Annotated in this window: 16 protein-coding genes and 1 riboswitch; of the genes, 5 read left to right on the top strand and 11 right to left on the bottom strand. The window is 60.5% G+C overall.

The genetic code is table 11. From position 1 onward, the window contains the following. Positions 1-54: 54 nt before the first annotated feature. Positions 55-774 (bottom strand): 16S rRNA (uracil(1498)-N(3))-methyltransferase, encoded by a 720-nt coding sequence (locus JOE33_RS11825; protein ID WP_054992554.1) that lies wholly within the window; start codon positions 772-774, stop codon positions 55-57. Positions 775-908: 134 nt separating this feature from the next. Further along, a complete protein-coding gene (locus JOE33_RS11820; protein WP_187625018.1) occupies positions 909-2315 on the bottom strand; it encodes an adenosylmethionine--8-amino-7-oxononanoate transaminase in 1407 nt (468 codons plus the stop codon). A gap of 209 nt (positions 2316-2524) precedes the next feature. Between JOE33_RS11820 and JOE33_RS11815 the strand changes: the two genes are divergently transcribed. The 3 genes from JOE33_RS11815 to JOE33_RS11805 all read left to right on the top strand — a co-directional run bounded on the left by JOE33_RS11815 (position 2525) and on the right by JOE33_RS11805 (position 5909). Beyond that, on the top strand, positions 2525-4399 hold the full coding sequence (locus JOE33_RS11815; RefSeq protein ID WP_187625019.1) for a flavin monoamine oxidase family protein: 1875 nt from the start codon (positions 2525-2527) through the stop codon (positions 4397-4399). Positions 4400-4754: 355 nt separating this feature from the next. Next, positions 4755-5303 carry a cytochrome b gene (locus JOE33_RS11810; RefSeq protein WP_002551706.1) on the top strand — a complete coding sequence of 183 codons (549 nt, stop codon included), beginning with the start codon at positions 4755-4757 and terminating at the stop codon, positions 5301-5303. Between the two features lie 27 nt (positions 5304-5330). Then, entirely contained in the window at positions 5331-5909 is a 579-nt protein-coding gene (locus JOE33_RS11805; RefSeq protein ID WP_003346342.1) for a YceI family protein, read from the top strand. A gap of 241 nt (positions 5910-6150) precedes the next feature. Here the strand turns inward: JOE33_RS11805 and JOE33_RS11800 are convergent, their stop codons facing one another. The 3 genes from JOE33_RS11800 to ahcY form a co-directional block, all read right to left on the bottom strand. Next, positions 6151-8040, bottom strand: coding sequence for a DEAD/DEAH box helicase (locus JOE33_RS11800; protein ID WP_003316710.1), 1890 nt, complete (start codon positions 8038-8040; stop codon positions 6151-6153). Positions 8041-8351: 311 nt separating this feature from the next. Then, positions 8352-9197, bottom strand: a complete 846-nt coding sequence (gene metF / locus JOE33_RS11795; RefSeq protein ID WP_187625020.1) for a methylenetetrahydrofolate reductase [NAD(P)H] — start codon at positions 9195-9197, stop codon at positions 8352-8354. Positions 9198-9347: 150 nt separating this feature from the next. Next, complete coding sequence (ahcY, locus tag JOE33_RS11790; protein ID WP_032613334.1) at positions 9348-10757, bottom strand: adenosylhomocysteinase; 1410 nt, start codon at positions 10755-10757, stop codon at positions 9348-9350. A 23-nt stretch (positions 10758-10780) separates the two neighbouring features. Continuing rightward, positions 10781-10891, bottom strand: a riboswitch (S-adenosyl-L-homocysteine riboswitch). A gap of 57 nt (positions 10892-10948) precedes the next feature. On the opposite strand from ahcY, the gene JOE33_RS11785 reads away from it, so the two are divergent. Together JOE33_RS11785 and JOE33_RS11780 are read left to right on the top strand one after the other, a co-directional pair. Continuing rightward, a complete protein-coding gene (locus JOE33_RS11785) occupies positions 10949-13045 on the top strand; it encodes a patatin-like phospholipase family protein (protein ID WP_348635081.1) in 2097 nt (698 codons plus the stop codon). Between the two features lie 66 nt (positions 13046-13111). After that, entirely contained in the window at positions 13112-13507 is a 396-nt protein-coding gene (locus JOE33_RS11780) for a hotdog domain-containing protein (RefSeq protein WP_002551711.1), read from the top strand. 182 nt (positions 13508-13689) lie between these two features. Here JOE33_RS11780 and otnI read toward each other — a convergent pair whose 3' ends face one another. From otnI to JOE33_RS11750, 6 genes are all read right to left on the bottom strand, one after another. Beyond that, positions 13690-14475 carry a 2-oxo-tetronate isomerase gene (gene otnI / locus JOE33_RS11775; protein ID WP_010429645.1) on the bottom strand — a complete coding sequence of 262 codons (786 nt, stop codon included), beginning with the start codon at positions 14473-14475 and terminating at the stop codon, positions 13690-13692. A gap of 22 nt (positions 14476-14497) precedes the next feature. After that, positions 14498-15955, bottom strand: a complete 1458-nt coding sequence (locus JOE33_RS11770; protein ID WP_032613339.1) for an SLC13 family permease — start codon at positions 15953-15955, stop codon at positions 14498-14500. A 135-nt stretch (positions 15956-16090) separates the two neighbouring features. Then, the gene (locus JOE33_RS11765; protein WP_122529466.1) at positions 16091-16729 is read right to left on the bottom strand and encodes an aldolase; all 639 of its coding nucleotides are present in this window, start codon (positions 16727-16729) and stop codon (positions 16091-16093) included. Beyond that, entirely contained in the window at positions 16729-18018 is a 1290-nt protein-coding gene (gene otnK / locus JOE33_RS11760) for a 3-oxo-tetronate kinase (protein WP_187625021.1), read from the bottom strand. Before otnK ends, JOE33_RS11765 begins: the two co-directional genes overlap by 1 nt. Positions 18019-18028: 10 nt before the next feature. Continuing rightward, on the bottom strand, positions 18029-18934 hold the full coding sequence (gene ltnD / locus JOE33_RS11755; protein WP_003316718.1) for an L-threonate dehydrogenase: 906 nt from the start codon (positions 18932-18934) through the stop codon (positions 18029-18031). Positions 18935-19159: 225 nt separating this feature from the next. Further along, on the bottom strand, positions 19160-19615 hold the full coding sequence (locus tag JOE33_RS11750) for a YkgJ family cysteine cluster protein (protein ID WP_002551717.1): 456 nt from the start codon (positions 19613-19615) through the stop codon (positions 19160-19162). Between the last annotated feature and the right edge of the window lie 47 nt (positions 19616-19662).

Below are 19662 nucleotides of genomic sequence, written 5' to 3'. Positions count from 1 at the left end.
ATCAGGATTTGCGTATAACGATGAGCGCATGAGCGTGGGGACCATCATCAGCGATCAGAAGTCGCCCCACAGCTGCTGCGCCACGCTGAGCGCTACCACTGGGGCGGTTTCAGTGCGCAGAACGCGTGGGCCGAGGCGCGCGGCGTGGAAGCCGGCGTCTTGCGCCTGAGTGACTTCTGCATCGTTCAGACCGCCTTCCGGACCAATCAGAAAGGCCAGGCTGGCCGGCTTGTCATGGCTGGTCAGGGGTTCAGCTACCGGGTGCAGGACCAGCTTCAGGTCGGCCTCGGTGTGCTTGACCCACTCGGTCAGCGGCATCGGCGCATGAATCACCGGCACTACGGAGCGGCCACACTGCTCGCAGGCGCTGATCGCGATCTGCTGCCAGTGCGACTGGCGCTTCTCGGCGCGTTCGTCTTTCAGGCGCACCTCGCAGCGTTCGCTGACAATCGGCGTGATTTCGCTGACGCCCAGTTCGGTGGCCTTTTGAATCGCCCAGTCCATGCGCTCGCCCCGCGACAGGCCCTGACCAAGATGAATGCGCAGGCCTGACTCCACCTGCCCTGCGAAGCTTTCGGTGAGCTGCACATGCACGCGCTTCTTGCCGACTTCCAGCAAGATGCCGCGAAACTCCTGGCCCGAACCGTCGAACAGTTGCAGCGCGTCACCTTCGGTCATGCGCAGCACGCGGCTGATGTAGTGCGCCTGGGCCTCAGGCAGTTCGTGCTCGCCCAGACTCAGCGGCGTTTCAGTAAAAAAGCGCGACAGTCTCATGGTGTGTCTCGGTTCTGATGTTCATTCTGTGAGGGGGCATTCGCGAGCAAACCAAGGTAGCCCGGACAGGCCCCGGCCAGTGGGAGCGAGCTTGCCCGCGAAGGCGCCAGTCCGGCTGCATTTGGTTTCAGCCCTTAACCCGGATCCCTGAAATCCGGATGAAAGTTCTCACGCACGGCAACACTGACACTGCTGCGTGTCGCGATATCAATGCCTTCGCTGGCCACCTCGGCGAGGAAGTCGATCTGCTCCGGAGTGATCACGTACGGCGGCAGGAAATACACCACGCTGCCCAGCGGCCGCAGCAGTGCGCCACGCTCCAGTGCGTGCTGGAAGACTTTCATACCGCGGCGTTCCTGCCACGGGTAGGCGGTTTTGCTCGCCTTGTCCTGAACCATTTCGATGGCGATGGCCATACCGGTCTGACGCACTTCCGCAACGTGCGGGTGATAGACCAGATGCGCAGTGGCCGTCGCCATACGCTGCGCCAGGGCCTTGTTGTTTTCGATGACGTTGTCCTGCTCGAAGATATCCAGGGTCGCCAGCGCAGCGGCACAGGCCAGCGGGTTGCCGGTGTAACTGTGCGAGTGCAGAAATGCACGCAGGGTCGGGTAATCGTCGTAGAACGCGTCATACACATCGTCGGTGGTCAGGCAGGCTGCCAGCGGCAGGTAGCCGCCGGTCAGCGCCTTGGACAGGCACAGAAAGTCCGGACGAATGCCTGCCTGTTCGCAGGCGAACATGGTCCCGGTACGGCCGAAACCGACAGCGATTTCATCGTGGATCAGGTGCACGCCATAGCGGTCGCAGGCGTCGCGCAGCAGCTTGAGGTAGATCGGGTGATACATGCGCATGCCGCCCGCGCCCTGAATCAGCGGTTCGACGATCACCGCCGCAACGCTGGCGTGGTGCTCGGCGAGGGTCTGTTCCATGGCGACGAACATGTTGCGCGAATGCTCTTCCCAGCTCATGCCGTCCGGGCGGTGGTAGCAATCGGGGCTCGGCACCTTGATGGTGTCGAGCAGCAGTGCCTTGTAGGTCTCGGTGAACAGCGGCACGTCACCGACCGACATCGCCGCCATGGTCTCGCCGTGGTAGCTGTTGGTCAGGGTGACGAAGCGTTTCTTGTCCGGCTGGCCGCGATTGAGCCAGTAGTGAAAGCTCATTTTCAGCGCGACTTCGATGCACGACGAGCCGTTATCGGCGTAGAAACAGCGGGTCAGGCCGTCAGGCGTAAGTTTGACCAGCCGTTCGGACAGCTCGATCACCGGCTGGTGGCTGAAACCGGCGAGGATCACGTGCTCCAGTTGGTCGACCTGGTCCTTGATGCGCTGATTGATGCGCGGGTTGGCGTGTCCGAAAACGTTGACCCACCAAGAGCTGACAGCGTCCAGATAACGCTTGCCCTCGAAGTCTTCAAGCCATACGCCTTCACCGCGCTTGATCGGTATCAACGGCAGATTTTCGTGGTCTTTCATCTGGGTGCAGGGGTGCCACAGGACCTTCAGGTCACGTTGCATCCACTGGTCATTGAGGCCCATTTTCAATCTCCGGGTAGCGACTCGCCTGATGCGAGGACGAACAATCGCGCAAGCCTATGCAATGCCCGGCTGCGGAACAACCTTTGATGCAGTTTTAACGGCTGATGGACATTGCTGGCGGCTATTTGATGGCTCGCGTATCCTGCGCAGCGAGTCGATGTGTCGGGCTGACTTGCCCTATCTTCCCTATGTTTTCTGGAGTTCGCCGAATGCTTTCTGGTTGGCTGCGCGCCTGTGCGCTGATAGTGGCAGGGTTGGTCAGCGTTTCGACGCTCGCCGATGAAAAACAACGAACCGCCATTGTCGTCGGTGGTGGTCTGGCAGGTTTGACTGCCGCCTATGAACTGCAGGCCAAAGGCTGGCAGGTGACCGTGCTGGAAGCCAAGCCGAGTCTGGGTGGACGCTCCGGTCTGGCGACCAGCGAGTGGATCGGCAATACCAAGGCTCAGCCTGTGCTGAACCGCTACCTGGACAGCTTCAAGCTGTCGACTGTGCCTGCGCCTGAATTTGTGCGCACGCCTAGCTACCTGATCGACGGTGTGTACTTCACCCAGGCTGACCTGGCCGTCAAACAGCCCGCGACCGCCGAAGCCATCAAGCGCTACAACGACACGCTGGATAATCTCGCGCGTTCGGTTGACGACCCGGAAAACCCGGCGTCCAACAGCACGCTGTTTGCGCTGGACCAGATCAACGTTGCCAACTGGCTGGACCGTCTGAACCTGCCTGTCACTGCGCGTCAGTTAATCAATCAGCAGATCCGTACCCGCTACGACGAGCCTTCGCGCCTGTCGCTGCTGTACCTCGCCCAGCAATCGCGGGTTTATCGCTCGGTCGACGAGCGTGACTTGCGTGCTGCGCGCCTGCCCGGTGGCAGTGCGGTGCTGACCCAGGCGTTCGTCAAGCAACTCAAGACCGTCAAGACCAACTCGCCGGTGACGGCAGTCATTCAAGAGAAGGACAAGGTCACGGTCAAGGCTGGCGCCACCAGCTATACAGCAGACTATGTAGTGATGGCCGTGCCGTTGCGTTCGCTGGGCAAGATCCAGATGACGCCTGCACTGGACGCGCAGCACATGGGCGCGATCAAGAGCACCAACTACGGCTGGCGCGACCAGATCATGCTCAAGTTCAAGACTCCGGTCTGGGACAGCAAGGCGCGTATGTCCGGTGAAGTATTCAGTAACACCGGTCTGGGCATGTTGTGGGTAGAGCCGGCGCTTAAAGGTGGCGCCAACGTGGTGATCAACCTGTCTGGCGACAACGCACGCATCATGCAGGCTTTCGGTGACAAGCAGATGGTCGATCAGGTGCTGATCCGTCTGCATGCGTTCTACCCTGAGGCACGCGGCGCCTACACCGGCTATGAAATCCGCCGTTACAGCGTCGATCCTTCTACCGGCGGTTCTTACCTGGCGTTCGGTCCCGGCCAGATCAGCAAATACTGGCGCTTGTGGGAACGGCCGATCCTGCGGGTAGCCTTTGCTGGCGAGCACACCGACACCTTGTACCCCGGCACCCTGGAAGGCGCCCTGCGCAGTGGTCAGCGTGCAGCCGGCCAGGTGCAGGATCTGGCCGCTGGCAAGTCGTTCGAACCGGTCAAGGTTGCACCGCCGAAAGCACCGGCCCCGGCTTCGCAGAAGTCCGAAGGCAATTTCTTCAGCAATCTGTTCGGCGGTTCCTCCGACAAACCGGCTGAACCTGCCAAGCCGCAGGCTGACAAGCCAGGCTTCTTCTCGCGCATGTTCGGTGGCGGTGATGCACCGGCCCCGGCACCTGCTCCGGTTGAGAAAGCCGTAGAGCCTGCTCCAGCGCCTGCACCGGCTGTTGCTCCGGCACCCGTGGTTGCACCGGTTGTCCAGCCTGCCACACCGCCGGTAAAAGCCGAGCCAGCCAAAAAGCCGGCGACCAAGGCTGAACCTGCGAAGAAAGTGCAGAGCAAGGAAGCGGCCAGGAAAGAAGCGGCTAAAAAAGAAGCTGCGAAGAAGGAAGCGGCTAAAAAAGAGGCAGCGAAAAAGGCTCAGAGCAAACCGGCTCCCGCCAAGACCCCTGCTGAAGCAGCGCCTGCAGACGCCAATAACTGACCGTCCGATGGCTGACTGAAAGGGATGCGGTTCACACCGCATCCCTTTTTTATGCGCGCTCTATTCGTTCTATCCCTGTGGGTTGACCTTGTCGGGCCTTATCGTGCCGTTCATCGGCATCGAAAGGCCGATGGTCATTGCAAAGTGTTACTGGCGGCAAATTATCGGGATGCTGCTGCAGCGCGGACAGCCTGGCAGCGCTGAACAGTGGTTCAGGTGTGATGCAGGCAACAGAATCGAGGTACGAAATGCCCACCAGACCTATCGTATTGTTCGATACGTCCGAGCGAAATTTTGCGCTTTCATTCGATAGATAAAAAGCTAGTCTGGTAACACTTCTGACAAGGTACTGGTAATGCAGCTACGTAATTCATCCTCTCGCTACGGTCTGGTCAGCATGGTGCTGCACTGGGGTGTGGCTGCTGTCGTGTTTGGAATGTTTGCGCTGGGGCTGTGGATGGTCGGGCTGGATTACTACGATACGTGGCGCAAGGCGGGCCCTGATCTGCACAAGAGCATCGGCATCACGCTGTTCGCGATCATGCTGATCCGTGTGGTCTGGCGTCTGCTCAGTCCGCCACCGCCGCCGTTGACCAGCTACAGTAAGTTGACGCGCATCGGTGCTGCATTCGGCCATCTGTTTTTGTACGTCGCACTGTTTGCCGTGATGTTCGCCGGGTATCTCATCTCCACCGCCGACGGCGTGGGGATTCCGGTATTCGGTCTGTTCGATGTGCCCGCGCTGGTGTCGGGCCTTCCTGATCAGGCAGAAACGGCTGGCTGGATTCACCTGTATCTGGCCTGGGTCATCGTGATATTCGCGGGGCTCCATGGTCTTGCTGCATTGAAACACCACTTCATCGATCGCGATGTGACCCTCAAGCGTATGCTGGGTCGTAATTGATTGTTCAACCAAAACGGGAATAAACGCATGTTGAAGAAGTCTCTCGCCGCTCTGGCTCTGGGTACCGCATTGTTGTCTGCTGGCCAGGCCATGGCTGCCGACTACGTTATCGACAAGGAAGGTCAACACGCATTCGTTGACTTCAAGATCAGCCACCTGGGTTACAGCTTCATCCACGGTACCTTCAAGGACTGGGACGGCACGTTCAGCTTCGATGCTGCCAAGCCTGAAGCCAGCAAAATCAATGTCGATCTGAAAACCGCCAGCCTGTTCACCAACCACGCTGAGCGCGACAAGCACATCTCCAGCAAGGATTTCCTGGACGTTGCCAAATACCCGGAAGCCAAATTCGTTTCCACCGCAGTCAAATCGACTGGCGAGAAAACGGCTGACGTCACTGGCGACCTGACCCTGCACGGCGTGACCAAGCCAATCGTCATCAAGGCGACCTTCAACGGCGAAGGCAAGGATCCATGGGGCGGCTACCGTGCCGGCTTCAACGGTACTTCGACGCTGAACCTGAACGACTTCGGCATCAAGGGCCCAGGCCCGACGTCGCAGACGCTGGATCTGGACATCAGCTTCGAAGGCGTACAGAAGAAATAATTGCACGCCTGATCGACAGAACGCCGACCCTTGGGTCGGCGTTTTTGTTGGTGCGATGAAACGTCCTGAGGTGACTATCGTGCCAATGCTCCGCGTTGGCATGCAGTGCATGACGCTCTGCGTCATAGATCGACGCCGCGCTACCGCCTCAAGATCGGACGCGGAGCGTCCATAGCGATCATTGATACAACAAACAAAAACGCCCCGAGCAAGTCGGGGCGTTTTCAGTGTTGCGTGGCTGTCAGCTGTCGCGGTTGCGGGTCAGCAGGGCCGGTTTTTCACCGCGTGGGCGGCTTGGCAACTGGTCCAGTTGCTCGGCAGACGGGAAACGGTCGATCTTGGATTCCTTGTGCACGATCTTCGGCTGAGGCTGGCCGTCGCGTGGTGCGCGTGCAACCGGCTCCTGACCTTCACGTGGCAAGGGTTGCTCTTCACGTGCCGGGCGACGGCCACGTGGCTGACCATCACGCGAGCGTGGTGCCGATGAACCCGAGCCGTTGCGCTTTGGCGCGCCACTGCCCGAGCCGTTGCGAGCGCCACCGGCAGGGCGACCCGGATTAGCCGGGCGAGCAGCGCCGCCAGCGGCCGGTGCGGCTGCGCCAGGCGCGGCAGCAGGGCGACGACCACGGTTCTGGCCTTTGCCCTGATAAGGACTGACGTAGTCAGCGCGATTACCGAAGTTGTCTACTTCGTCGTCACGGAACTCATCCGGTGCACGATCGGCTGCCGGACGCGGTGTGGCGGGTTGCGATGCACGCTGTTCGCTGCGAGGCGTGCCCTCACGAGGTTTTTTTTCGCGTGGCTGCCTTGCAGGACGTTCGCCAGTGGCGGATGCAGCGGCAGGTTTTTCCTTGCCTTTATCCTTGCCCTTGTCGCGACGACCACCGTTGTTCTTGTCGCCATCGCCACGTGCAGGACGTGCGCCACGCGAATTGCGAACATCCGGACGCTCGCGCACTTCCGGCTTCTCAGCCTCGACTGCGGTGATGTCGAAGCCCATCAGATCGCCATCGGCGATCTTCTGCTTGGTCATGCGCTCGATGCTTTTGAGCAGCTTCTCTTCGTCCGGCGCAACCAGCGAAATGGCTTCACCGGAACGACCGGCACGGCCGGTACGACCGATACGGTGAACGTAGTCTTCGTCGACGTTGGGCAGCTCGAAGTTGACGACATGCGGCAACTGATCGATATCCAGGCCGCGTGCGGCGATATCGGTCGCCACCATGATGCGTACATCACCTGCCTTGAAGTCGGCCAGCGCCTTGGTACGAGCGTTCTGGCTCTTGTTGCCGTGGATCGCGACAGCCGCAAGGCCGTGCTTGTCCAGGTACTCGGCCAGGCGGTTGGCGCCGTGCTTGGTGCGAGTGAAGACCAGCACCTGTTCCCAGGCACCGACGGTGATCAGATGCGCCAACAGCGAACGCTTGTGGTTGGCTGCCAGGCGGAAAACCCGTTGCTCGATACGCTCGACCGTGGTGTTCGGCGGCGTGACTTCGATGCGCTCGGGGTTGTGCAGCAGCTTGCCGGCCAACGACGTGATGTCATTGGAGAAGGTAGCCGAGAACAGCAGGTTCTGGCGCTTGGCCGGCAGCCGCGCGAGGACCTTCTTGACGTCGTGCACGAAGCCCATGTCGAGCATCCGGTCTGCTTCATCGAGCACCAGGATTTCGACGTGGGACAGGTCGACACTGCCTTGACCGGCCAGGTCGAGCAGGCGGCCAGGGCAGGCCACCAGAACGTCCACACCACGGGACATGGCCTGAACCTGCGGGTTCATGCCGACGCCGCCGAAGATGCAGGCGCTGACGAACTTCAGGTCGCGGGCATAGAGCTTGAAGCTCTCGTGCACCTGTGCGGCCAGTTCGCGGGTCGGGGTCAGGACCAGAACGCGCGGTTGACGCGGGCCGTGACGCTGGGATTTGTCCGGAACACCATTGGGAAACAGCCGCTCCAGAATAGGGAGGGCGAAACCGCCGGTTTTACCAGTACCGGTCTGTGCCGCAACCATCAGGTCGCGACCTTGCAACACGGCGGGAATGGCCCGCTGTTGCACGGGGGTAGGCTGGGTATAGCCCGCTGCCTCGATGGCGCGGACTAAAGCCTCGGAGAGACCGAGGGAAGCAAAGGACATGAGTAATCCTGTTCTGTTGGAGCTTAAGCTCAAGGGATGTCTTGCCTGGCGCGAATGGCGTGTAAAGACAACGCGATCCCGTCCGGTCCTGCCGGGTCTTCAGTGCATTCCGTGACGTCTGCGCTTGATGAAAATTGCGCTGTTGGCGTGAACGGGTGACGATTGCAAGACCGGGCGTCCGGGCGTAAGCCTGGCGGGAAGGCTGGAGTATAACAGAGCGAGCGCAATACGCCGCTTTCCTGCTGCCCAACGGTGTATGAGGCCGCGATCCCCCGGAAACTGCCGGTCGGATCGCGGTGCCGCAGCCGTTTTCAGCGTGGCAGTTGCAGGTTGTTCCACACCGCCAGACTCGGTTCTGCCTGGTTCAGTGTGTAGAAGTGCAGGCCGGGGGCGCCGCCTTGCAGCAGTCGTTCGCACATCTGCGTGATGACTTGTTCGCCGAACGCCTGGATGCTTTGCACGTCATCGCCATAGGCTTCCAGCTGTTTGCGGATCCAGCGCGGGATTTCCGCACCGCAGGCATCCGAGAAACGCGCCAGCTTGCTGTAGTTGGTGATCGGCATGATGCCCGGCACGATCGGAATGCTGACGCCCATCTTCTCGACACGCTCGACGAAGTTGAAATAGCTGTCGGCGTTGAAGAAGTACTGAGTGATCGCACTGTCGGCGCCGGCATTGGCCTTGTTGACGAAGTGCTTGAGGTCGTCTTCGAAATTGCGCGCCTGCGGATGCATTTCCGGGTAAGCGGCGACTTCGATGTGGAAATGGCTGCCGCTTTCCTGGCGAATGAAGCTCACCAGGTCATTGGCGTGACGCAGCTCTCCGCTGGCCATGCCCATGCCGGAAGGCAGGTCGCCGCGCAGTGCCACGATGCGTTTGATGCCCGCATCCTTGTACTGCGCCAACAGGTTGCGCAGGTCATCCTTGCTGTCGCCTACGCAGGACAAATGCGGCGCAGCAGGTACTTTGATCTCGTTTTCCAGCTGCAGCACGGTATTGAGCGTGCGGTCGCGGGTCGAGCCACCGGCACCATAGGTGCAGGAGAAAAAATCGGGGTTGTACGTGGCCAACTGACGAGCGACGGTCAGCAGCTTTTCGTGTCCAGCGTCGGTTTTGGTGGGAAAGAACTCGAAGCTGAAGCGGCGTTCTTGAGACATGGAGCCGATCTCGTCGTAGGAGCGAACTTGTTCGCGAAAAGGCCGGAACGGCCTTCAGGTACTGAGCATCACCGGCGTAGCGCGTGCTGCCGGTAATGGCTGATGACGCTCGATCCGCTTCTGCGTAAGAAGCGGACCGAAACGGCTCGATCAGTAGCGATACGCGTGCGGCTTGAACGGACCTTCGACGGTCACGCCGATGTAATCGGCCTGGGTCTTGGTCAGTTTGGTCACAACGCCGCCGAAGCCGCGGACCATTTCCAGGGCCACTTCTTCGTCGAGTTTCTTCGGCAGTACTTCAACGGTCAGACGCTCGGCTTTCTTGGCGGGTGCCAGGTCGGCGTATTTCTGCTCGAAGAGGAAGATCTGCGCCAGAACCTGGTTGGCGAACGAGCCATCCATGATGCGGCTTGGGTGACCAGTGGCGTTACCCAGGTTTACCAGACGGCCTTCGGCCAGCAGGATCAGGTAGTCGTCGTTCTGTGCGTCGAACGAGCCTGGGCCGGTACGATGGATCTTGTGAACCTGTGGCTTCACTTCTTCCCATGCCCAGTTCTTGCGCATGAAAGCGGTGTCGATTTCGTTGTCGAAGTGACCGATGTTGCACACCACAGCACGCTTTTTCAGTGCCTTGAGCATGTTCGCATCGCAGACATTGACGTTGCCGGTGGTGGTCACGATCAGGTCGATCTTGCCCAGCAGCGCCTTGTCGATGCTCGCTTCGGTGCCGTCGTTTTCACCGTCGATGAACGGCGAGACCAGCTCGAAACCGTCCATGCAGGCCTGCATGGCGCAGATCGGGTCGACTTCGGTCACTTTGACGATCATGCCTTCCTGACGCAGGGACTGGGCCGAGCCCTTGCCCACGTCACCGTAGCCGATCACCAGCGCCTGCTTGCCGGACAGCAAGTGGTCGGTGCCGCGCTTGATGGCGTCGTTCAGGCTGTGACGGCAGCCGTACTTGTTGTCGTTCTTGCTCTTGGTCACCGAGTCGTTGACGTTGATGGCCGGGATTTTCAGCTCGCCCTTGGCCAGCATGTCCAGCAGGCGGTGCACGCCAGTGGTGGTTTCTTCGGTGACGCCGTGGATCTTGTCCAGCATCGCCGGGTATTTCTTGTGGATGATCTCGGTCAGGTCGCCGCCGTCGTCGAGAATCATGTTGGCGTCCCATGGCTGGCCATCCTTGAGGATGGTCTGCTCGATGCACCACTCGTATTCTTCTTCGGTTTCGCCTTTCCAGGCGAACACAGGAATGCCGGCAGCAGCGATGGCCGCAGCAGCCTGGTCCTGAGTGGAGAAAATGTTGCACGACGACCAGCGAACTTCGGCACCCAGGGCAACCAGGGTTTCGATCAGTACGGCAGTCTGAATGGTCATGTGGATGCAGCCGAGAATCTTCGCGCCTTTGAGCGGCTGATCACCGGCGTATTTGCGACGCAGACCCATCAGGGCAGGCATTTCGGATTCGGCGATGATGGTTTCGCGGCGACCCCAGGCGGCCAGGGAAATATCGGCAACCTTGTAGTCATTGAATTCTGCGGGCGTGATTACAGCACTCATTGAGAGTCTCCATTCCATAAATATGCGAATGGGCGCCGTTGTGCGTTTAAGGCTTGCCGGTCGAGGATCGTCCTGGCAAACAACGCCCCATCCGAGCCTGACAGGGAAAACCTGCTGCAGCGCCCCTCGGACAGGTGGCGGGAACGGTATCAAGCGTAGATGACCGTTTTGAAACGTTTGGCAGTATAGCGGTGCTCGCGATTCTTCCCAAGGTTTTCTGTCGGATCACCGTTCGGCGGATTTTCGACCCTCTATATTCCTGTACCGCACCTCGCTTCAGGGTTGCCCCTAGTCTCGCTTTCCATAAGGCAGGCGAAAAGCGTGAGCCACACGCTTTGCGCCTTACAAAAAGCAGCGCGTGCCAGCGCACCCTGAAACAACGGAAGGCAGAACTCGTTATGCACATGACCTCGAACGACACCCCTCTATCAATGACCAACCCCGAAGGCAGTTCTCGGGTGATTGTCGAGCATGCAGGCAAGCGCCGCATCACGTTGACCGATTATGAAAATGGCGTGACCCGCCTGGAACTGGCGCTGCCGCCGATTAACAAGCTGATTCTCAGTGGAGGTGGCGCGAAGGGCATTGCCTACTCCGGAGCGGTCAACGCATTGGAGCAGCAGGGGGTCCTGAACGACATTCAGGCGGTTTATGGCTCTTCAGTGGGGGCGATCATGGCGGTAATGCTTGCGTGCGGGATAGATGCACGGCAGTTCGACACGCTCACTGACGACACCGATCTGCTTGCCCTGCTCGACAGCGCTGATAACGGCGCAGGCTGGTTTCAGCAGGCCTTTTCCGGCCTCGGGGCGATAACGCAAAAAGCCCTGCCTGGCGCCATCGGCGACTTTACCCGTGTGCTGCTGGGGGTATTGCCGCGTATCCAGTCTCAGGCGCTGCCTCTGCAAGCCTTGCTGCGTGAAACCGCCCGGACGGCGGTCCTGAGCCGGATCCACGATGAACACGCTTCCGAGGTCACTGACATCCGGGATCGTCTGGTGGCCGGAGGTGTTGTGACGTTCGCTGACCTGGCAGTGCTCAACCGCCATATTCCGCAGATCAAGAATCTGAACATCACCGGCACGGCCATGCTCGCGGGGATGCCGCAACTGGTGGTATTCAGCGCGGCGTCGACTCCCGAACTGGATATTGCAATGGCCGCCCATGTTTCCGCGTCCCTGCCTGTGCTGTTCAAACAGCCTTCTGGAGAGGGGATGGCGTTTCAGGCAATCGACGAGCTGACGTTCTTTCAGGATGGCGGCGTCCTGCTCAATACTCCGGTACCGCAACTCATTGATCCCGGACTGGCCACAGACCTGATGTCCGGTTCGGACATGCTGATCCTCCGGTTCGAACAGCAGGAGAGCCCGATCGACCGTGGCGGCTTTACGCAGTTGTTGACCGATTGGCTGACAGGGGCCCCTGTCTCTGCAAGTCGTGAATTCCAGAACCTCAGCCTCAAGGCCTTTGCGGAGCAGACCGTCGTAGTACCACTGCGTACGGAAAAGGGTGATTTCAGCGGTGCATTGAGCGGCACGGTGAATTTTGGCATGACCGCCGACATCAAGGATCACTTGCAGGAGCGTTTGCAGCAGGCGGTCAGTGCACATTTGAAGCTGCGTGCAGAAAAACGAGAGGAATATGTTTTCGAATCCATGAACGAGGCGCTGCTGAGCATGGACGACGAGATGCTTGATAGCGTCCTGAGCAGGGCGCCCGACGGCACAATGAACAGCATAATGACGTGGCTCTCAGGGGCCAACGCCGCACTTGCCATGCTGGATGCCATGGTTGAAACCTACGAGAGCAGCAGTCGATTGACGTTAACTGGCAGTCTTGGCGAGGCGGTTGCGCGTCTTGATGGACTGGTTACCGACCCGGCGCACCTCCGGTGGTTGGCACTGCAATTGAATCGCTTCGACAGAAAGGCCCGCCTGCGCCTGCTTGATGCGGTGCGCAATAACGCAGTGGCATCGCCGGTTCTGGCTGCCGCGTTGGCCGAAATGCGTGAACGGGAAGTTCGGGTCATTGCAGGCAACATCAGAAAATCGGTGATCTTCCCTTCAATGCATCTCTTTCTGCAAACCTCAGCCAATATCAATCTGTTGCTGAGTGCTGACCGGATCCTGCTGCAGGCGACCACTGCCAGCGAAGTCAATCGCGCGCTGGATGGGATTATTGCGGCCTACGCCTCCAGATCCGCGCTGCCTGGGCAGTTGCTGCAATCAGGCACTGTGGAACTGGCAAAGTCGTGGCGTATAACAACTGCCGATGCAACTGCGCAATGACATGGGCATGGGCCGCTGGCTCTGCCATCATGCAGTTCTCTACAGGCCAGACGCTCAGGAGTGAACATGAATTTCCACACCCGCAAGTGGGTAAAACCCGAAGACCTGAACCCTAACGGCACGTTGTTCGGCGGTAGCCTGCTGCGCTGGATCGATGAAGAGGCAGCGATCTACGCCATCGTCCAGTTGGGCAATCAGCGGGTGGTGACCAAGTACATTTCCGAGATCAACTTCGTCAGCGCTTCGCGTCAGGGTGACATCATCGAACTGGGTATTACCGCCACCGAGTTCGGTCGTACCTCGATTACCCTGAAATGCCAGGTGCGCAACAAGATCACTCGCAAAAGCATCCTGACGGTCGAGAAGATCGTCTTCGTCAACCTCGACGAAGACGGTCAGCCCGCGCCACACGGCCGGACTGAAATTCGCTATATCAAGGATCAGTTCGACGTAGAGGACTGATGCTCAGCTCGCTGAACATCGGACGCAGAGCGTCCAGAACGGCGTGCCCACGGGGAGCATGGGCACGATAGTGTTCTCCCGGACGCCGACCATGCTTGGGCACGACAGTTACAGAATGATCGTTCCTCACGCTCCGCGTGGGGATGCCGTTCACGACGCTTCGCGTCGTCCATGCCCTCGTTTCAGCCCTTGGCTTGTAACTCGCGCAACCACGCCAGGCCCGCGCTGGTGTCGCCTTTCGGGCGATATTCGCAGCCGATCCAGCCGCTGTAGCCCAGTTCGTCGATGACGTTGAACAGGTGCTCGTAGTTCAGTTCGCCCAGGTCCGGCTCATGGCGATCCGGTACCCCGGCGATCTGGATATGGCCAATACCTGCAAAGTCGCGGCGCAGCTTGCTGGTCAGGTCGCCTTCGACGATCTGGCAGTGATAGCAGTCGAACTGCACTTTCAGGTTGTCGGCGCCCACCAGCTTGCAGATGTCCTGCGCCTGATCCTGACGGTTGAGGAAGAAGCCCGGCATGTCGCGGGTGTTGATCGGCTCGATCAGAATCGTGACGCCTGCGCCCTTGGCTTGCTCGGCCGCGAACGCCAGGTTTTCCAGGTAGACCGCCTGATGACGCTCACGCAAGCCTTCACTGGGCAGCAGACCGGCCATGACGTGCACACGGTCATTGCCCAGCACCTGCGCATATTCCAGTGCCCGCTCGATACCGCTGCGAAATTCCGCTTCACGGCCCGGCAGCGTGGCAATGCCTCGCTCGCCTGCCTCCCAGTCGCCCGGCGGAGCATTGAACAGCGCCTGCACCAGACCGTTGTCGCTCAGGCGCTGTTTGAGTTCCTGAGTGCTGTAGGCGTAGGGGAACAGGTACTCGACCGCGCCGAAACCATCGGCAGCGGCTGCGGCGAAGCGCTCAAGGAAATCATGCTGCGGGTACAGCATGCTGAGGTTGGCGGCAAAGCGAGGCATGTTAACTCCAGTCTTCAAAAGGTCAGACGAATGGCCAAAGCAGCAGGGTAATCACGAAGCCCAGTGTGCCGAGCAGCGTGACCAGTACGGTCCAGGTGCGCAAGCCGTCGGCGACGTTGAGGCCCGCCAGCTTGGTGAACATCCAGTAACCGGCATCGTTGATGTGCGACATGGCCAGACCGCCACCGCCCATGGCCAGACACAGCAGAGCCAAGTGGTTGGCGCTCAGGTCCAGTGTGGCGATCAGCGGGCTGAGAATGCCTGCGGTGGTCACCAGTGCAACGGTGGTCGAGCCTTGCACGGCGCGCAGCAGCAGGGTCAGCAGGAAGCCCAGCGCGAGCACCGGCAGACCGGTGTTGCGCAGCGCCTCGGAGACCACGGCACCAATGCCGGTGTCGACCAGCACCTTGCCGAATACGCCACCGGCGCCGGCAATCAGGATCACCATCGCCACACCCGGCAAGGCCGAGCCGATCACATCGGACACCTGGGTACGGCTCCAGCCGCGACGCGAGCCCAGCAGCCAGGCGCACAGCAGGGTATCGATCAGCAGCGCAACCAGAGGGGCGCCAAGCACGGTCAGCACTGCGCGCAGTGTGGACGTGGCCGGCAGCATGGTGGTGGCCAGCGTGCCCATCAGAATCAGCACGATCGGCAGCAGGATCAGCGCGATGATCAGTCCGAAACCCGGTGCGGGCGCGGGCGGCAGCTTGCTCGCCAGACTACTGGCGCTTTCTTCGACGCCCATGGTTCGGGTTTCGGTCGCTTCGCGCACGCCGGAGTAATCGTTACGGGCCCAGGCTTCCAGGTCTTCGTTGGTGACGTGCGGGCCATAGACTTCGGCGCGGATGTCATCGGTCATCGGGTAGGTCTTGCGGGTCATGCGTCCTGCGACGAAGTAGCCGATCATGCACAGCACGGCAACGATCGGAATACCCAGCATCAGCACCCGGCCCAGGTCCGCGCCCAACTGGCTGGCGGCGGCGACAGCGCCCGGATGCGGCGGCAGAAACGCATGCACGGCGAGCAGTGCGGCGCACATCGGCAGCGCGAAAATCAGCAGCGGCTTGCGTGCCGCACGCGCGACACCGTAGGCCAGCGGCATGAGGATGATCACGCCGACCTCGAAGAACACCGGAATGCCGACCATGAAGCCGGCAACGGTCAGCGCCAGTGGCGTGCGCCTGTTGCCGAAGCGGTTGATCAGGGTCTTGGCCAGTGCTTCGGCCCCGCCGGACAGCTCGATGATGCGCCCGATCATTGCGCCCAGGGCGATGATGATCGCGATATGGCCAAGGGTCTTGCCCATGCCGCCTTCAATGGTGGCAACCAGGTCGGCCGGTTTAACACCTGCAACCAGCGCCACGATAATGCTGACCAGCATCAGGGCGACAAAGGGCTGGAATTTGTACTTGAGCACCAGAAACAACAGCAGTGCGATGCCCGCACCGGCCACGACCATCAACATGAGCGGCGTCATGCCCGTGCACTCCGGTCAATGGCGGTAAAGACTGACAACCAAACAGCGGGGTAGGGGTGAGTCATGCTCTCGATTCCTGTTGTTATTGTTTTTCGACCGCGAGGCGCAATGCGCCCCACGATCACCGTGTGTTCGTTACCACCTGGCGCCGAACACCTGACGCAACTCTTCAAGCGCCGCCGGGTCCAGCGGTGCAGGTTTGGGGTTGCTCATCAGCCACAGACGGGCAGTCTCTTCCAGCTCTTCCAGGGCATAGCAGGCCTTGGCTACCGAACTTTCCCAGACCACCGGACCGAGCCGCTCCAGCATCACGCCGCGCACGCTGTTGGCCAGTTTCGCCACGCGCTCGGCGACTTTCGGCGAGCCCGGACGTTCGTAAGGGATCAATGGGATATGCCCAACCTTCATGACCTGATACGGCGTCAGCGGCGGCAGAATGTCGTCTTCCTGCCACACCCCGGCCAAGGTCAGCGCCACCAGATGCGTCGAGTGCGTATGCACTACGCCACCGACCTGCGGGTTACGGTCGTAGACTTCGCGGTGCAGGGCCAGGGTCTTGGACGGCTTGCTGCCGGACACCCATTCACCGGCCAGATTGACCTTGGCGATGTCGGCCGGGTCCATGCGCCCCAGGCAGGCGTCGGTCGGGGTAATCAGCCAGCCGTCGTCGAGTCGTGCGCTGATGTTGCCGGCGCTGCCAACCGTATAGCCACGGCCATACAACAAGCGGCCGACGTCGCAGATTTCCTGACGCAGTGCATTTTCATCGATCATCAGGCAGCTCCCGCCAGTTGCTTGAGCGCCTTGGCGAAGAAGTCGCGCGCACCGAAGTTGCCGGATTTGAGGGCCAGGGCCAGCGGTTGTGCGCCGCTGCTCACCGTGGCCGGAACGCCCGGGTCGATCTGTGCGCCGATTTGCAGCAACTGCACGCCCAGCGCCTGAACCACGGCACCGGAGGTTTCGCCACCGGCGACCACGAAGCGGCGTACGCCTGCGTCCAGCAGCCCTTTGGCGATTTCGCCGAGTGCGGCTTCGACCATGGCGCCGGAGCGTTCGACGCCCAGTTCTTTCTGCACGGCTTTGACTTCGTCCGGGGTGCTGGTGGCGTAGATCAATACGGTCTGCCCGGCATCTCTGGCAAAGGCCAGCGCCTGCTCGACCACCGGCTTGCCTGCGGCCAGGTCCAGCGGATTGATGCGCAGCGCAGGACGATCGGCTTCCAGCCAGGCCGCAACCTGACCATTGGTGGCGACCGATGCGCTACCCGCCAGTACCACTTCGCCGCCACTGATGGCGATCTGTTTGGCTGCATCGATATCGCGCAGCTTGCCCGCCTTGCGGAAGTTGCCCGGCAGGCCCAGCGCCAGACCCGAACCACCGGTGAGCAGCGGCAAGTCGGCGCAGGCTTCACCCAGGGTGTACAAATCCGCATCCGACAGCGCATCGGCAATCGCCATGCTCACACCTTCGGCGCGCAGCTCGGCAATTCTGTTGCGTACGCCTTCGACGCCCTGGGCAATGCTGTCGTAGCGCAACAGGCCGACCTTGTGGCGGGTCTGCGCTTGCAGCACACGCACCAGATTGGCGTCGGTCATGGGTGTCAGCGGATGGTTCTGCATGCCCGATTCGCTGAGTAACTGGTCCTGCACGAACAGGTGGCCACGGAAAATCGTGCGACCGTTCTCCGGGAAGGCCGGGCAGGCGAGGGTGAAATCGCTACCCAGTTGCTCCAGCAGTGCTTCGCTGACCTGGCCGATGTTGCCGGCGGCAGTGGAATCGAAGGTCGAGCAGTATTTGAAGAAGATCTGCTCGCAGCCGCGCTCGCGCAGCCATTCCAGAGCAGCCAGGGATTCAGCCACCGCGTCCGCGCTGGGCGTGGTACGCGATTTCAGCGCGATGACAATTGCGTCGGAATCCAGACCGGCAGCCATCTCGGCGCTGGGGATGCCAATGCTCTGTACGGTGCGCATACCGCCCCGCACCAGCATGTTGGCCAGGTCGGTGGCGCCGGTGAAGTCATCGGCAATGCAGCCCAGCAGCGGGCGAGCGTTATTCAGGCTCATCAGTCGCTCCTCAGGCTTTTTCCGGCTTGGCTTTCGGCAACTCGATGCCCGGGAAAATCTTGATCACTGCCGAGTCATCCTCGCGGCCGAAGCCGGCGCTGGATGCCTGCATGAACATCTGGTGCGCGGTGGCCGAGAGCGGCAGCGGGAATTTGCTGCTGCGTGCGGTATCCAGCACCAGACCCAGGTCCTTGACGAAGATGTCCACGGCCGACAGCGGCGTGTAATCGGCATTGAGGATGTGCGGCACGCGGTTTTCGAACATCCACGAGTTACCGGCACTGTTGGTGATCACTTCATACAGCGCGTCAGCATCGACACCTTCGCGCAGGCCCAGAGCCATGGCTTCGGCGCTGGCTGCGATGTGTACGCCAGCGAGCAGCTGATTGATGATTTTGACTTTCGAACCCAGACCGTGGACGTCGCCCAGGCGATAGACCTTGCCGGCCATGCCGTTGAGGATGGCTTCTGCCTTGGCATAGGACTCGGCCGGGCCGGAGGTCATCATGGTCATCTGGCCAGCGGCAGCCTTGGCGGCACCCCCGGAGATAGGCGCATCGAGGTACAGCAGGTTCTGTGCAGCCAGACGCTCGCCAAGCTCGACAGCGAAGGTGGGCGCGACGGTGGCGCAACCGATGACCAGGCAGCCTGGACGCAGGGCGGCAATGGCGCCGTTTTCGCCAAACAGGACGGTTTCGGTCTGCTCGGCATTGACCACGACGGTGATGATCACATCGCAGGCAGCGGCCATGCTGGCCGGAGAATCACAGGCAACCCCGCCTTCCTGGGCGAATGCTTCGGTCACGCTGGTGCGCACATCACAGGCATGCACAGTGAAGCCGCTACGCAGCAACGAGCGGGCAATGCCCAGACCCATCGCACCCAGGCCGATAACGCCAACGTTTTTGCCAGTCATGCAGTAATCCTCGAAGTCAGTGCCGATGCCTGTGAAGCCGGCATTCGGACGTTATTGTTCTGATCTGTGAATCGGATAGTGAATCAATGAGTAAATAATGTGAAGTATTTTTATTTTTCACAAAAATTAACATCAATAGGCTTTTTCCATCGCGCACAAAAAAGCCCCTGTGCGGGGCTTGATTGACAACGATGATGTTCGGCGTGCTGCGCCGCCTTTCACAAATCAGAATTTCGGCACTGGCGCGCTGGTGGCGTTTCTCAGTGAGCCGCTTTCCTGACGCACGACTTCTTTGGGCTTGTACGCGCAATAACCTGGACGCGGCCCGACTTTCGGGTGGTTGCGGCAGGTGTCCGGGCGCTTGTCATAGATGGTGCACAGGCGGCTCTTGCGATCCAGGTACAGGCAGTCGTTGTTGCTCATGCGCTGCAAGGTGAAGATCTCGGACTTCTGGTTGTAGCGCTCGACGATGCCTTCTTTCTGCAGACGCTTGGCGATGTTCTTGGCCGGGTCGCCGCGTTCGAACTCATCGACGATGCCGATGCGGATCAGGTCCTTGATCTTCACTTCGACCGGCAGCGTGCAGCAACTGGACACGCAGCCTCCGCACATGTGGCTGGAGTATTTGGCCCAGGTGTCGATGCGATCGAGTTCTGCGGCGGCGATCAAGGTGGGTTTCATTTCAGGTCAGGCTTCCGGGTGTATCGGGGCGCGCGATCATACCGGTC

Source organism: Pseudomonas sp. PvP027 (assembly GCF_017833005.1).
Taxonomy (GTDB): Bacteria; Pseudomonadota; Gammaproteobacteria; order Pseudomonadales; family Pseudomonadaceae; genus Aquipseudomonas; species Aquipseudomonas congelans.
This window is presented reverse-complemented; position numbering and strand designations above follow the sequence as displayed.

What these genes read in the sequence shown, in the direction of transcription:
- JOE33_RS11825 (WP_054992554.1), bottom strand. Translation starts at nt 774, where the DNA reads ATGAGACTGTCGCGCTTTTTTACTGAAACGCCGCTGAGTCTGGGCGAG.
- JOE33_RS11820 (WP_187625018.1), bottom strand. Translation starts at nt 2,315, where the DNA reads ATGGGCCTCAATGACCAGTGGATGCAACGTGACCTGAAGGTCCTGTGG.
- JOE33_RS11815 (WP_187625019.1), top strand. Translation starts at nt 2,525, where the DNA reads ATGCTTTCTGGTTGGCTGCGCGCCTGTGCGCTGATAGTGGCAGGGTTG.
- JOE33_RS11810 (WP_002551706.1), top strand. Translation starts at nt 4,755, where the DNA reads ATGCAGCTACGTAATTCATCCTCTCGCTACGGTCTGGTCAGCATGGTG.
- JOE33_RS11805 (WP_003346342.1), top strand. Translation starts at nt 5,331, where the DNA reads ATGTTGAAGAAGTCTCTCGCCGCTCTGGCTCTGGGTACCGCATTGTTG.
- JOE33_RS11800 (WP_003316710.1), bottom strand. Translation starts at nt 8,040, where the DNA reads ATGTCCTTTGCTTCCCTCGGTCTCTCCGAGGCTTTAGTCCGCGCCATC.
- metF (WP_187625020.1), bottom strand. Translation starts at nt 9,197, where the DNA reads ATGTCTCAAGAACGCCGCTTCAGCTTCGAGTTCTTTCCCACCAAAACC.
- ahcY (WP_032613334.1), bottom strand. Translation starts at nt 10,757, where the DNA reads ATGAGTGCTGTAATCACGCCCGCAGAATTCAATGACTACAAGGTTGCC.
- JOE33_RS11780 (WP_002551711.1), top strand. Translation starts at nt 13,112, where the DNA reads ATGAATTTCCACACCCGCAAGTGGGTAAAACCCGAAGACCTGAACCCT.
- otnI (WP_010429645.1), bottom strand. Translation starts at nt 14,475, where the DNA reads ATGCCTCGCTTTGCCGCCAACCTCAGCATGCTGTACCCGCAGCATGAT.
- JOE33_RS11770 (WP_032613339.1), bottom strand. Translation starts at nt 15,955, where the DNA reads ATGACGCCGCTCATGTTGATGGTCGTGGCCGGTGCGGGCATCGCACTG.
- JOE33_RS11765 (WP_122529466.1), bottom strand. Translation starts at nt 16,729, where the DNA reads ATGATCGATGAAAATGCACTGCGTCAGGAAATCTGCGACGTCGGCCGC.
- otnK (WP_187625021.1), bottom strand. Translation starts at nt 18,018, where the DNA reads ATGAGCCTGAATAACGCTCGCCCGCTGCTGGGCTGCATTGCCGATGAC.
- ltnD (WP_003316718.1), bottom strand. Translation starts at nt 18,934, where the DNA reads ATGACTGGCAAAAACGTTGGCGTTATCGGCCTGGGTGCGATGGGTCTG.
- JOE33_RS11750 (WP_002551717.1), bottom strand. Translation starts at nt 19,615, where the DNA reads ATGAAACCCACCTTGATCGCCGCCGCAGAACTCGATCGCATCGACACC.